Source organism: Kosakonia pseudosacchari (assembly GCF_900184035.1).
Classification (GTDB): domain Bacteria; phylum Pseudomonadota; class Gammaproteobacteria; order Enterobacterales; family Enterobacteriaceae; genus Kosakonia; species Kosakonia pseudosacchari.
The window spans coordinates 142,952-155,757 of the sequence record NZ_FXWP01000026.1; the positions used below are offsets into that span (position 1 = coordinate 142,952).

The window sequence follows — 12,806 nt, forward strand, 5'->3', positions numbered from 1 at the left end:
TCTAATCCAGCACAATCCGCATGCCATCATACCCTGCTTCAAACCCCGTCGGCAGCGGGTTTTTCATCATCCATTGATCAAAGACATGACTGATATGCGTTAGGATAACTCTTGGACAGCCAATCACCTCATTCAGGGCGATAACGGTGTTCAAATCGCAGTGATTTTTCGGCGTTTGCGCACGCGGTTCATAAGAACAATCTATGAACATAACGTGCGGATGATTATTAAGCAGAAACTTCAGCGTCTTGTCCGGCAAACCCGCCGTATCGGATAGCCACGCCACCCGGCTGTGCGCCGACTCCAGTAGATAACCGAACGTGAGTTTCGAATGATTCAGCGGCAGCGGCGTCACCTGTAAACCTTGCAGATTAAATACCACAAAGGGTTCAACAGTATGGCTGAAATCAAGCAGACCGGGGTGTTTGAACAGATCGTCGCAGCCCTGTTCATCCGGCGGGCCAAAGACCGGAATTTTAGCGCCCACGCCCCAGCGCAACGGAAACAAACCCTGCACGTGATCCATGTGATAGTGAGTAAGCAGGAACTGTTGAAAGTGACCTGCGGGGAAGTTCTCCATCAGGTCAGGGATACCGGCGTCGAGTAAAGTTACTGCCTCGTTAAACTTCACGGCTGCGCTACAGGGTTTGCGGCGATAAGTTTCATTCTGACGGGCACGGCGGCAGGCGGCGCAGTCGCAACCAAAAACCGGCACCAGTTGTGCGCCGCCGGTACCGGTAAGGGTGATTGTCAGGCTCATAGCGCCTCGCTTTAACGGTTGAGTCAACGTAACCGGCGCAGCAACGCTACGCCGACATCATTACGCGCTTTTCCCTTGTTGCGCACGAATCAGCATGACCAGTCCTTCTACTGACTGTAGCAAACTGCCATCGTTATTCAGCGTCAGGCAATTACCCGGCTGGTAACGCGCCGCGCGCTCCAGCCGCGCTTCAATCTCTGCGGCGCTCTCTCGCCCGCGTTTTTCCAGGCGCTGGCGCAAAATAGCTGGCGAAACCTGCACGTACACCGGCATCAGCGTGTCGCCATATTGCGCTTGCGCCTGTTGCAGATGCCCGCGCGAACCGTTTACCACCACATCAAACCCGGCCTGTAGCCAGAGGTCTATCTCTGCGCCGATGCCGTAATAAAAGTCGTTGGCGTGCCAGCTCAGCGTAAACAGATGCTGCTCGGCACGCGTAAAAAACTCTTTTTCACTCAACGCGATATGGTTTTCGCTCCCGGCGCTGGCCGGGCGGGTGATATAGCGGTGCGCGACCAGTAATTGCGGATGTTCCCGCTGGCGCAGCGCCGCCAGCAACGAGTCTTTGCCCGCGCCGGACGGCCCCATTAACCAGATCAGTCTGCCCATCAGAACACCCTTTTCCCCTCGCGCCAGACGTGATCAATGCGTACGTGGTCGCCTTTGTGGTGCGCCAGCACCAGATCCGCCCGCTTCCCTTCGGCGATCACGCCGCGATCGTTAAGATTCAGCGCCTGCGCCGGGTTTTTGGTCACCAGGTGAACCGCTTTCTCCAGGTTGAAGTCATTCTCTTCATCGCTGGCTACGCGAAACACCGCATCCAGCAGGCTGGCGGGATAATAGTCGGAGGACAAAATATCCAGCATGCCAAGCTGCGCCAGTTTGTGCGCCGCCACGTTGCCGGAGTGGGAACCGCCGCGCACGATATTGGGTGCGCCCATCAGCACGCGCAATCCATGCTCACGCGAGGCTTCCGCCGCCGCGAAAGTGGTCGGGAATTCCGCAATCACGCTGCCTAACTGGTGCGATTCGACAACGTGCTCGCGCGTTGCGTCATCGTGGCTGGCCAGCGGCAGGTTACGCGCATTGCATAGCGCGGCGATGGCTAACCGGTTTGGCTGCGACCACTCTGCCGCCAGCGCCAGTTGTTCCTGCTCGAACTGATCCATCTGCTCGTCGGTGAGATGGTATTTGCCCTGATAATATTCACGATACTTCTCATAGCTGGCGTACTGGCGCTGTCCTGGCGAATGATCCATTAGCGACACCAGCGCGACCGGCTCGCGGCCAACCAGTTTTTCAAACAGCGGCAGCGTCGTATGGTGCGGCAGTTCGCAGCGCAGATGCAGGCGGTGCTCCGCGCGGTTCAACCCGCGCTTTTGCGAATCTTCCACGGCGTTGATCATCTTTTCCAGATTCTCCAGCCGGTCACCGCCGTCGCGCACATCGCCAATCGCTACCGCGTCCAGCACCGTGGTAATCCCGCTGGCGACCATCAGCGCGTCGTGGCTGCTCATCGCGGAATGGGCGGGCCAGTCCACTTTCGGGCGCGGGGTGAAGAACTTATCCAGGTTATCCGTGTGCAGTTCAATAAGCCCCGGCATCAGCCAGCCGCCGTCGCCATCATGCGCGCCGGGCTGGCAGCTTTGGGTTTCGGCAAAAGCACGAATGACGCCGTCACGCACTTCCAGCGAGCCGCTGATTACCTCATCTTCGAGGATCAGTTTTACATTGTTGATGATCATGCAGAGATCCCCATCGGGTAGAGGCGATCGGCGACATGTTCGCGCACGGCGCCATCGTGAAAGATGCCGACAATCGCTGCGCCGCGCGCTTTGGCTTGCGCGATCAGTTCAACGACAGCGGCGCTGTTTTTCTCATCCAGCGAAGCGGTAGGTTCATCGAGCAGCAAAATCGGGTAGTCGACAATAAACCCGCGCGCGATATTGACGCGCTGCTGCTCACCGCCGGAAAAGGTGGCGGGAGCGAGGTGCCACAAACGTTCCGGCACATTCAGCCGGGTGAGCAACTCACCCGCTTTTTGTACGCAGTGTTCGCGGGCAACGCCCTGTTCCAGCAGCGGCTGCATCACCACATCCAGCGCGCTAACGCGGGGAATCACGCGTAAAAACTGGCTCACCCAGCCAATGGTGTGGCGGCGCACTTCCAGCACTTTGCGCGCCGGGGCCTGCACCAGATCCACCCATTCGTCGCCATGTTTGACATGAATATGTCCGGCGTCGGGCAGGTAATTGGCATATAGCGAGCGCAGCAGGGTCGATTTCCCACTGCCGGAATGCCCGTGCAGCACCACGCATTCACCGGCCTCAACGCTGAGCGATGTCTCACGCAGTACCGGCAGGCGCACGCCGTTTTGATGATGCAGGACAAAGGTCTTGCTGACATTTTCCACACGCAAAACAGTCATCATCCACTCCTTAATTTTGCAATACCGAGGAGACCAGCAATTGGGTGTAAGGATGGTGCGGATCGTCGAGCACCCGATCGGTTAACCCACTTTCCACCACCTGACCCTGTTTCATCACCAGCAAGCGGTTCGCCAGCAGCCGCGCGACGCCCAAATCATGGGTCACCATCACTACAGCAAGGTTCATCTCCACCACCAGGCCGCGCAGCAGATCGAGCAAACGCGCCTGTACGGAAACATCGAGCCCGCCGGTGGGCTCATCCATAAACACCAGTTTCGGGCGCGTGACCAGGTTACGGGCGATTTGCAGACGCTGCTGCATGCCGCCGGAAAAAGTGGTTGGCAGGTCGTCGATGCGTGAGGGTGGGATCTCGACATCGCTGAGCCACTGCTCAGCGCGGGCACGGATCTCGCCGTAATGCCGCGCCCCGGTCGCCATCAGACGTTCGCCGATATTGCCGCCGGCGGAAACCTGGCGGCGCAGGCCATCGAGCGGATGCTGATGGACCACGCCCCATTCGGTGCGCAACAAGCGGCGGCGTTCAGCTTCGCTCATCGCGTAGAGGTCGCGCGCCTGGTAAGTGATGGTGCCGTGCTGCGGCACCAGACGCGCCGAAATCGCGTTCAGTAACGTGGTTTTGCCTGAGCCAGATTCACCGACAATGCCCAGCACTTCGCCCGGCCACAACTCGAAAGAGACATCCTGAAAACCCTTGCCTGGCGCATAAAGATGGGAAAGGTGATTCACCGAAAGCAGCGGTTGGGTCATTTGCGTAAAGCCTCGCTCTGTTGGTGGCAGTAATCGGTGTCGGAGCAGACGAACATGCGCGTACCGGTATCGTCCAGTACCACTTCATCGAGGTAACTGTGGGTTGAACCGCAAATGGCACACGGCTGATCCCACTTTTGCGGCGCGAAGGGGTAATCCTCAAAATCGAGGCTCACCACCTGCGTGTAGGGCGGCACGGCATAAATGCGTTTTTCACGTCCGGCGCCAAACAGTTGCAGGGCGGGCATCATGTGCATTTTCGGGTTATCAAACGCCGGGATGGGCGACGGGTCCATCACGTAACGGGCATTCACTTTTACCGGCCATGCATAGCGGGTGGTGAAATTGCCAAAACGGGCAATATCCTCGTACAGCTTCACCTGCATTACGCCGTACTCTTCCAGCGCGTGCATGGTGCGGGTTTCTGTCTCGCGTGGCTCGATAAAGCGCAACGGTTCCGGGATCGGCACCTGGTAAATCAGAATTTGATCTTCTTTGAGCGGCGTTTCCGGAATGCGGTGACGGGTCTGAATCAGCGTGGCGTCGGCGGTGCGCTCGGTGGTTTCCACTCCCGTAACACGGGTAAAAAACTGGCGGATAGAGACGGCGTTGGTGGTGTCGTCTGCGCCCTGGTCGATCACTTTCAGCACGTCCTCTTCGCCAATCACGCTGGCGGTAAGCTGAATGCCGCCAGTGCCCCAGCCATAAGGCATTGGCATTTCGCGCCCGCCAAACGGCACCTGGTAACCGGGGATTGCCACTGCTTTTAGCAGCGCACGGCGGATCATGCGTTTGGTTTGCTCATCCAGGAAAGCAAAGTTGTAACCGGTCAGCGCGTTAGCCACGGTGTCTCTCCTGTTGTAGCTGTCTGAGCAAATCCAGTTCGGCCTGGAAATCAACGTAGTGGGGGAGTTTCAGATGCGAGACAAAGCCCGCCGCTTCAACGTTATCCGCGTGCGCCAGCACAAACTCTTCGTCCTGCGCCGGGCTTTTAATTGGCTCGCCATAGTCGGCGGCTTGCAGGGCGCGGTCGACCAGCGCCATCGCCATCGCTTTGCGTTCGCTCATGCCGAACACCAGCCCGTATCCGCGCGTGAAGTGCGGCATCTCCTCTTGCGGGGCGACAAAGCCATTGACCATTTCACATTCGGTTATCAGCAGTTCGCCGATGTTAACCGCAAAACCCAGCTCTTCCGGCACAATTTCGATGTCGATATAGCCGCTGCGGATCTCACCGGCGAACGGGTGGTTGCGCCCGTAGCCGCGCTGCGTGGAGTAGGCCAGTGCCAGCAAGTAACCCTCATCGCCGCGCGCCAGTTGTTGCAGGCGCGCAGAGCGTGAGCAGGGGTAAACCGGGGGATTGCGGGTAATATCGTCCGGGGTTGCGCCGCTATCTTCTTCGGCTTTCGCCAGTCCTTCGTTGACCAGCAAACTAAACACGTGCGGTGCGGCGTCCTGCTGCGCTTCACGCGTGGTGAGCGTCGGCGTTTCGCCTTCGGCGAGCAGAGTAAAATCGAGCAGGCGGTGGGTGTAATCGTAAGTGGGGCCAAGCAACTGACCGCCAGGAATATCTTTATAAACCGCCGAGATACGGCGTTCTAAACGCATTGTCGCGCTGTCGATAGGTTCGCTCACCGCCAGGCGCGGCAGCGTGGTGCGGTAAGCGCGCAGCAGAAAAATGGCTTCGACGTTATCGCCGCTCGCCTGTTTTAACGCCAGCGCCGCCAGTTCCCGATCGGCAATGCCGCCTTCGGTCATCACGCGGTCAACAGCCAGATGCAACTGGTCGGCGATTTGCGCAACGCTCAGCTCCGCAAGCTCCGCGTCGCCACGGCGTTTATGCTCCTGCAGTGCGTGGGCAGCGGCGATGGCCTTTTCGCCCCCCTTGACAGCAACGTACATCAGTACACCTCCACCAATGTGGTTCTGGGGATTGCCAGCGCGCGTTCGCCACAGGTCAGGATCACGTCGATGCCTGTCGGGAACGAGTGCGGGCGGTCGGTAAACTCATCGGTAATGCACTCCGGCAACTGCGGAGCAATCATGCGTTCTTCCAGAATGCCCGGCCCGGTCAGGCGCAGCATGCGCCCGCCGCTCAGCGCAGGTAGTTGTAAAATCAGGGTCGCGCTACTTTCCGGGCTGATATCGGTGCCGCCCGGCAGCGCGTTCAGTTGTTCGGCGCTGAGGGTGTGATCGGCAATGGCGAACAGCGACTGTTGCGGTTGATCGACCAGCGGCGCGTTGGTATGAAAGCGCAGGTTCTGGCGCACGATATCGTTATCCACGGCGGCGGAAAGCCAAATTGGCGTGTCGTTATCGGCAAGCGTCAGCAACACGCTGGTGGTGGCCGGGTTGAGCGGCGGCCAGCCATGTTTTAACTGCGGCAGCGAGACAATCACGCCCGGCTCGCTCATGGCTTTTAACAGACGGCGAAAACAGTGTTGGGCATCGTGAACCGCCGAGGCGAAAGCGGGTTGTAAGGTCATGTGTTATCTCCGCGAACCAGCGTAAAGAAGTCGACCCGGCTGGCGTTGACTTCAGCCTGGCGCGCGGTAAGTCGCGCGGCGCGGTCCGCTTCCAGCGGGGTAATAAGGGTTTCCATCAACGTCTGGAAACGGGAAGGGTCCTGTAACAGCGCATCACACACGGCGCAGCGCTCGGCGTGGCCTTTATCGCGCCCGAGCACCCAGCTAAAACCGAGCGTGCCGCACTCCAGGCGAATAACCGCGCGCGTTAATGTTGCATCGCCGGGAAAGAAACGATCGCCGGTCGCGCCCATGCGTGCCTGGATCTGCACCAGGCCGGTCTGCGGGGCGCGCACCTGTTCGTATTCCGGGGTGAGTCCGAGGGTGCGCATTCGGCCGCGCAGCATCTCCGGCGTGGCGTGCGCGAGTGCGGCCATCCAGCGCTGTCGGGTTGGCGTATCAAAATGCATTCAGTGCTCCATGGTGAATTCAATCATGTCGGCGCGCGTCAGGCTGACGGAATATTCCGTGGCGTTGACCTCGCCTTCACGATGGTTAAGGGTGCGCACGCAGAGCAGCGGCGCCATGTTCGGGATCTCCAGCCAGCGGCTCTCTTTAACTTGCGCGCGGCGGGCGCTGATGCGTGTCTGGGTACGTTTCAGGCTGACGCCAGCCCGATCGCGTAAAAAGTCATGCAGTGAACCGCTATCAAACTGCTGCAACAGCGGCCATAACTGAGTGTCGGAGAAATAGTGATCGATAAGGCACAGCGCCACGCCATTCACCCGACGGCGAGTACGCAGGTGAATAACGTTGTCGCCCTCCTGGATGCCTAACGCATCGGCGACGTGTTGAGACGCCGGGCGCAGCACTGCCAGCAGGCGTTCGCTGGTGGGATGGCTGCCCTGATCGAGTAGGTTCTGGCTAAAGCGCGCCTGCGCATTAAGGGGGTAATCGAACGGGCGCATCAGCACCATCACGCCGACGCCCTGGCGGCGCTGTACCCAGCCTTTTTCCACCAGTTGATCGATCGCGCGACGCAGTGTGTGGCGGTTAACCTCAAAACGCGTAGCCAGTTGCTGCTCTGCGGGTAGCCAGTCGCCGCAGCGATAGTTGCTGCGAAGCTCCTGCTCTAACCGTGCGGCGATTTCCTGATAGCGCGTGGGGTAGCTGGTCGGATGTCTGGACAAGTGCATGCTCATTGTAGCTCCGCGGGCCAGGTAAAAAGTGGTCTTATCGTGAAGGGCAAATGTTGCATTTTGGTTATGCGGTGATTGCGCGGGGATGAATCTTGGCAAGCAGGAAAAGCCATATGGCGGTATAGAAATGAAAAAGGAGCCATTGGCTCCTTTTTAAATGAAGAGATTAAGCGGCAGGTGGTGCTTTGGCGACATTCACCATCCAGGGAATGCCGAATTTATCGGTCACCATGCCAAAGCCGTGCGCCCAGAATGTCTCCTGCCACGGCATGGTGACGCGCCCGTCGGCGGCAAGCGCGTCGAACCAGGCCTTGCCCTGGTTTACATCCTGCGTGGCGAGGCTTAAGGTAAAACCGCTGTAATCTGCGCTGTTTTGCCTGCCATCGCTCATCATAATTTCGCTGTCGGCAATGCGTAAATTCGCGTGGGCAATATCGTCCTTGGCAAAAGCCTGACCCGCAGCGCAGCCTTCATCGTTATTGCTCTCTTGCGGGGACGTGGGCATTTCACCAAATGTAATCTTATAGGTTAATTCAGCATGAAGTGCCTGCTGGTAAAACTCGATGGCCTGCTGACACTGACCAGAAAAAGAGATGTAGGGACTGAGCGGCATAATCATTACCTCGGGTAACGAAATCTGCCATTAAGTGTAGCCGTTGCGGGAAAAAGTAAACCAGACGGGAAGCGAATGCTTCCCGTCAAAACATCAATTCTTTTTAACAAATTCAGATTTGAGTTTCATTGGACCGAAACCGTCGATTTTACAATCGATATTATGATCGCCTTCGACCAGACAAATATTTTTTACCTTGGTGCCGATCTTCAACATTGAAGAACTGCCTTTTACTTTCAAGTCTTTAATTACGGTGACGCTATCACCATCGGCTAAAAGATTGCCGTTAGCATCTTTGACGATTAATTCATCTGCATCGTGAGCAGGTTCCGCATCGTTCCACTCGTGAGCGCATTCCGGGCAAATGAACATGCCATTATCTTCATAGGTGTATTCGGAATTACATTTTGGGCAGTGGGGGAGTTGCATAGGGAGTTCCTCAAAAGTACATACAAGCGGGGTAAACCGCACAAAGGCTCAGCGCCAGAAAGGCTGCGATTATACAGCAAAACCGTACTATTGCCGTTGTTATTATTTTTTTCAGAAAAAACATAAAAAGTGTTTGTAGTGACATAACCTGTCATTCGGTTAAGCGATGCTTATTCCTGAAACATGATGAGTAAATTCTTACGCCAGTTATTTAGATTATTTTCTGGTGGAAATTGCCAGCATTTACTAATTCATATAAGGTGGCGTGGAGTATCTGGTGTAATTCGAACCTGAACTGTCATGCCTGCAACGCTGCCAGCAATGGTGGTTATTACCTCTCAAATTGGGTGGGTAAATAAATGATGATATATCCTGGTTGTTCCTGAAAATGAGCTAAGCTCAAACTCTCTGGTTTTTATCACCGGAGTTGCGGCGCTGTCATTTTTTGAGAAAAAAAATATATATTTTCCTGAGTATCATCAGGCGTTTATCTTTTCGAAGATATTTTCCACACGTAATTATAAAAGCCGAAACTTCACTAATAAAACTTTCCGGCTAAATAAAAGTAAGAAAATTTGCGTTAAGGAAAGACTTTTGACATGCACACACAAACAATTTTTGAATTAAGCCAGGAAGCAGAAAGATTGTTGCAACTTTCCTTGCACAATCTCCAGGCTTTAAAAAAAATACCGACGGCGACGTTTGATGAGACGCACGCCAGCGGTAAGGCGGAAAACGCCAATGTTTTGCCGTTGCATTTCAGCGCGCGCGGCGTTGAAGCGCAGCAGGCGACGCTGCATAACGAATTACGGAAAATTACCCGGCTGGAAATGGTGCTGGCGATTGTTGGTACCATGAAGGCAGGCAAGTCGACCACCATCAACGCGATTGTCGGCACGGAAGTGCTGCCCAACCGTAACCGGCCGATGACCGCGTTGCCCACCCTTATTCGCCACACGCCTGGTCAAAAAGAGCCGGTGCTGCACTTTTCTCACGTCGGGCCTATCGACGCGCTTGCGCAACAGCTGCAGACGCGGCTGTTTAATTACAACCGTGAAAAGCTGGCGCAAAAAATTGAAATCGATAAAGACATGGCCGCGCTGCTGGATCGTATTGCGCAAGGCGATGCGTTTGATAAGCACTACCTGGGCGCACAGCCGATTTTCCACTGCCTGAAAAGCCTCAATGATCTGGTGCGCCTCTCCAAAGCGCTGGATGTGGATTTCCCGTTTTCCGCCTATGCGGCGATTGAACACATTCCGGTGATTGAGGTGGAGTTTGTCCACCTTGCGGGGCTGGATAATCAACTGGGTCAACTGACGCTGCTGGATACCCCCGGGCCGAATGAAGCCGGGCAGCCGCATCTGCAAAAAATGCTCAGCGAGCAACTGGCGCGCGCTTCGGCGGTGCTGGCGGTGATGGACTACACACAGCTTAAATCCATCTCTGATGAGGAGGTGCGCCGCGCGATCTCCTCGGTCGGCCGTTCGGTGCCGCTGTATGCGCTGGTGAACAAATTCGATCAGAAAGATCGTAACAGTGACGATGAAGATCAGGTTAAGGCGCTGATTTCCGGGACGTTAATGAAAGGAAATATTAACCCGGCGCAGATTTTCCCGGTCTCTTCAATGTGGGGCTATCTGGCGAACCGCGCCCGCCACGAGTTGCAGCACCAGGGGCGTTTGCCGGATCCGCAAGAGCAGCGCTGGGTGCAGGACTTTGCCGAAGCCGCGCTCGGACGCCGCTGGCGTAACGCCGATTTAGAGGATATTGAGCATATCCGCCATGCCGCCGATCTGCTGTGGGAGGATTCGCTGTTTGAAAAACCGATTCGCACACTGCTGCATGCCGCGCACGCAAACGCCTCGCTTTATGCGCTGCGTTCGGCGTCGCATAAGCTGCTGAACTACACCCAAAGCGCCCGCGAGTACCTCGATTTTCGCTATCAGGGTTTAACCGTGGCCTATGAAAAGCTGGAGCAAAACATCTCCCGGCTGGAAGAGGATATGGCGCTGCTGCGTAGCTGTCAGGAAGGTGTGAGTGATGAAATTGAACACGAAGTGGAAGAGGCGCTCGCCGCAGCCGAGATTTATATTCATGGTCAGCAATTTGAAATTGTCGAAGCCATTGATGCCTGGTTCCATGATGGTCAGTTAATGACAATGGTCAGTGAAAGCCATGCTGACTTAGGTTTTGATGAGCGCTTCGCGCCGGGACAACTGGTGCTGGAAAATGAAGGCCAGGCGCAGGTCGCGCTCAGTAAAATTCGCTCGGTGTGCGAGACGATTTTAGTCGCGGCGCAGGAGCGCATCAGCCGCGAGCTGGCACAGCGCTTCGACGAACTGGAAAACACGCTGGCACGTTCGTTGAATGATGCGATGCGCCCCATCGAAACTCGTATTAAAGAGGAACTGACGCACGCCGGTTTTCGCGCACGTATCAGTTTTCCGGCGTTCCAGGCGAGCGCGCTCAACTTTAACGCCCGTTCGTTGTTTACCAATGTGATAGCGCCGCAAGATTTGCCGGCCGGGCAGGCGCCGCGCGCTGGCAGCATGCGGGAAACCGTGTCGCGTTGGCTCAATAACCCCAGTTGGGGGTGGGACGATTATGTCGCCACGCGAACCCGCTATGTGATCGACCTTACGGCGTTAAACAAGAAACTCATCGACCATGTCGCTCATTTTTGTGAACAAATTCGTAAAGCTTTGAGCGCGCAGGTCGATGTTTCTGTTACGGCGGGAATGGCGACATTTTTTGCCGAATTCTCGTTAAGTCTTGCGGGACTACAGGAAAGTTTGCGTGACAGCCTGGCGATACGACAGCAGAACGAGTCGTCAGTGTTGGCGTTGCGCCAGCAATTGCAGCAGAGCATCAGGACAGCCAATTGGATCCATGAGGACGCACGCCTGTTACGCGATGATATACAAACCCTCTTCGCGGCAGATCTACCATGAAAAATCGACTACTGGACGGCCCGGGGCGCGTACTTGAGTGTATTCACCCGAAATTTATCGTGGACTTGGTGCAGGGCGTTGATGCGCCGCGCCAGACGCCGATTGTGCCTCAACAGCAGTTGTTTCGTGAGCGGCTGACGCAGGAGATCATGGCGCAAACGCAGCTGCGCCCGTGGGCGATGTCTGGCGTATTAAACGAGAACGACGCGCTGCGTCTGGGGCTGGCGGAAAAACTGGCCAGCATGCTTGATCCGGGGTATCTGGCATTAACCCGCATTACCGAGCGGCTGGCGGCGTTACAACAAGCGGAGCGCCGTCCTGCCAACGCGACGCCTGGCGCGCAGCAGCAATATGACGAGCTGGTTGACCATTTTAGCCAGCGTGCGGCGTGGAAAGAGAAAGCGCTGACCCAGCGCGGGCTGGCGGTACAGGCGGGGAACCATAGCGAGCAAGTTTTTGCTCACTGGCGCGCCGGGAATTACAACGGCTGGTCGATGGCCGGACGCTGCTACATCGCGCTGGAAGAGTTGCGCTGGGGGGCGTTTGGTGATGCCTGTCGCCTGGCGAATGAAGGTGTGGCGAAAATGCTGAAAGATAACCTGCGTGCAATGGCTGCCGATTTTCTGGCGCAGGGAATTAATGCGTCGCCGGCGACCCGACATTTCTACCACCAGTGGCTGGCGACACCTTCAACGCCAGGGTTGATGGACTATAAAGATTTACTTGGCTGGCTTGGCGACTGGTGTGATGCTGAACGCCACCCGATCTGCTGGTCTGTTACTCAGAGCTGGCAAACGGTGGCGCTGGGCATGCCGCGGCTCTGTTCCGCAACGCGCATCGCGACGGCGATGGTGGATGAAGTGTTTGGCGAATAACCCGCTTTCCCGCGCGTAAACCTCCGCCTTCTATCTATAAAGGCGGCACGGGTTAACGGTGAAAGGGCCGGGCAAAACCCGTAAAGGCCTTTTCTTCCCGTCATGTGTGCGTGCATATCAGACAACCTCTTTTGCTCATCACATCCGCCGGATGTGGTTTTCAACGGGCCATAAAAAAGCCCCTGACGGGCTGAGGGATCCCCAGAAACATCATTAATACACCATGATGATGTTTCGATAGACCCTCGCTATATCGGCGTATACCCTGTCGGGGTTCATCCCCGACAGGAGCCCCGGCGACTGCCGGATGACAT

General features: G+C 56.4%; 14 protein-coding genes. 2 read left to right on the top strand and 12 right to left on the bottom strand.

Annotated elements, in window-relative coordinates; translation table 11 throughout:
* Window position 1: 1 nt before the first annotated feature.
* From phnP to BN2591_RS22475, 12 genes are all read right to left on the bottom strand, one after another.
* Window positions 2–760: a phosphonate metabolism protein PhnP gene (phnP, locus tag BN2591_RS22420; protein ID WP_086873969.1), complete on the bottom strand. Its 759-nt coding sequence runs from the start codon at window positions 758–760 to the stop codon at window positions 2–4.
* A 60-nt stretch (window positions 761–820) separates the two neighbouring features.
* Entirely contained in the window at window positions 821–1,372 is a 552-nt protein-coding gene (gene phnN / locus BN2591_RS22425; RefSeq protein WP_086873970.1) for a ribose 1,5-bisphosphokinase, read from the bottom strand.
* Window positions 1,369–2,505, bottom strand: a complete 1,137-nt coding sequence (gene phnM, locus BN2591_RS22430) for an alpha-D-ribose 1-methylphosphonate 5-triphosphate diphosphatase (protein WP_086873971.1) — start codon at window positions 2,503–2,505, stop codon at window positions 1,369–1,371. The genes phnN and phnM overlap by 4 nt, the downstream gene beginning before the upstream one ends.
* Entirely contained in the window at window positions 2,502–3,188 is a 687-nt protein-coding gene (gene phnL, locus BN2591_RS22435) for a phosphonate C-P lyase system protein PhnL (RefSeq protein ID WP_086873972.1), read from the bottom strand. The genes phnM and phnL overlap by 4 nt, the downstream gene beginning before the upstream one ends.
* 10 nt (window positions 3,189–3,198) lie before the next feature.
* Complete coding sequence (phnK, locus tag BN2591_RS22440; RefSeq protein WP_086873973.1) at window positions 3,199–3,957, bottom strand: phosphonate C-P lyase system protein PhnK; 759 nt, start codon at window positions 3,955–3,957, stop codon at window positions 3,199–3,201.
* Window positions 3,954–4,802, bottom strand: a complete 849-nt coding sequence (locus BN2591_RS22445; RefSeq protein ID WP_086873974.1) for an alpha-D-ribose 1-methylphosphonate 5-phosphate C-P-lyase PhnJ — start codon at window positions 4,800–4,802, stop codon at window positions 3,954–3,956. Before BN2591_RS22445 ends, phnK begins: the two co-directional genes overlap by 4 nt.
* Window positions 4,795–5,859 carry a carbon-phosphorus lyase complex subunit gene (locus BN2591_RS22450; RefSeq protein ID WP_086873975.1) on the bottom strand — a complete coding sequence of 355 codons (1,065 nt, stop codon included), beginning with the start codon at window positions 5,857–5,859 and terminating at the stop codon, window positions 4,795–4,797. Before BN2591_RS22450 ends, BN2591_RS22445 begins: the two co-directional genes overlap by 8 nt.
* Window positions 5,859–6,443, bottom strand: coding sequence for a phosphonate C-P lyase system protein PhnH (gene phnH / locus BN2591_RS22455; protein WP_086873976.1), 585 nt, complete (start codon window positions 6,441–6,443; stop codon window positions 5,859–5,861). Before phnH ends, BN2591_RS22450 begins: the two co-directional genes overlap by 1 nt.
* Window positions 6,440–6,892, bottom strand: coding sequence for a phosphonate C-P lyase system protein PhnG (gene phnG / locus BN2591_RS22460; protein WP_086873977.1), 453 nt, complete (start codon window positions 6,890–6,892; stop codon window positions 6,440–6,442). Before phnG ends, phnH begins: the two co-directional genes overlap by 4 nt.
* On the bottom strand, window positions 6,893–7,618 hold the full coding sequence (phnF, locus tag BN2591_RS22465; protein WP_086873986.1) for a phosphonate metabolism transcriptional regulator PhnF: 726 nt from the start codon (window positions 7,616–7,618) through the stop codon (window positions 6,893–6,895).
* 169 nt (window positions 7,619–7,787) lie between these two features.
* Entirely contained in the window at window positions 7,788–8,234 is a 447-nt protein-coding gene (yjdN, locus tag BN2591_RS22470) for a VOC family metalloprotein YjdN (protein WP_086873978.1), read from the bottom strand.
* A 93-nt stretch (window positions 8,235–8,327) separates the two neighbouring features.
* Window positions 8,328–8,663, bottom strand: coding sequence for a zinc ribbon domain-containing protein YjdM (locus BN2591_RS22475; protein WP_086873979.1), 336 nt, complete (start codon window positions 8,661–8,663; stop codon window positions 8,328–8,330).
* 599 nt (window positions 8,664–9,262) lie between these two features.
* Between BN2591_RS22475 and crfC the strand changes: the two genes are divergently transcribed.
* A complete protein-coding gene (crfC, locus tag BN2591_RS22480; protein ID WP_086873980.1) occupies window positions 9,263–11,617 on the top strand; it encodes a clamp-binding protein CrfC in 2,355 nt (784 codons plus the stop codon).
* Window positions 11,614–12,492 carry a diguanylate cyclase regulator RdcB family protein gene (locus tag BN2591_RS22485; RefSeq protein WP_086873981.1) on the top strand — a complete coding sequence of 293 codons (879 nt, stop codon included), beginning with the start codon at window positions 11,614–11,616 and terminating at the stop codon, window positions 12,490–12,492. The genes crfC and BN2591_RS22485 overlap by 4 nt, the downstream gene beginning before the upstream one ends.
* The last annotated feature ends 314 nt before the right edge of the window (window positions 12,493–12,806 follow it).

Bases quoted from the DNA above. Each gene is read 5' to 3' on its own strand.
- phnP (WP_086873969.1), bottom strand. From the start codon at position 760: ATGAGCCTGACAATCACCCTTACCGGTACCGGCGGCGCACAACTGGTG.
- phnM (WP_086873971.1), bottom strand. From the start codon at position 2,505: ATGATCATCAACAATGTAAAACTGATCCTCGAAGATGAGGTAATCAGC.
- phnL (WP_086873972.1), bottom strand. From the start codon at position 3,188: ATGACTGTTTTGCGTGTGGAAAATGTCAGCAAGACCTTTGTCCTGCAT.
- phnK (WP_086873973.1), bottom strand. From the start codon at position 3,957: ATGACCCAACCGCTGCTTTCGGTGAATCACCTTTCCCATCTTTATGCG.
- BN2591_RS22450 (WP_086873975.1), bottom strand. From the start codon at position 5,859: ATGTACGTTGCTGTCAAGGGGGGCGAAAAGGCCATCGCCGCTGCCCAC.
- phnH (WP_086873976.1), bottom strand. From the start codon at position 6,443: ATGACCTTACAACCCGCTTTCGCCTCGGCGGTTCACGATGCCCAACAC.
- phnG (WP_086873977.1), bottom strand. From the start codon at position 6,892: ATGCATTTTGATACGCCAACCCGACAGCGCTGGATGGCCGCACTCGCG.
- phnF (WP_086873986.1), bottom strand. From the start codon at position 7,618: ATGCACTTGTCCAGACATCCGACCAGCTACCCCACGCGCTATCAGGAA.
- yjdN (WP_086873978.1), bottom strand. From the start codon at position 8,234: ATGCCGCTCAGTCCCTACATCTCTTTTTCTGGTCAGTGTCAGCAGGCC.
- BN2591_RS22475 (WP_086873979.1), bottom strand. From the start codon at position 8,663: ATGCAACTCCCCCACTGCCCAAAATGTAATTCCGAATACACCTATGAA.
- crfC (WP_086873980.1), top strand. From the start codon at position 9,263: ATGCACACACAAACAATTTTTGAATTAAGCCAGGAAGCAGAAAGATTG.
- BN2591_RS22485 (WP_086873981.1), top strand. From the start codon at position 11,614: ATGAAAAATCGACTACTGGACGGCCCGGGGCGCGTACTTGAGTGTATT.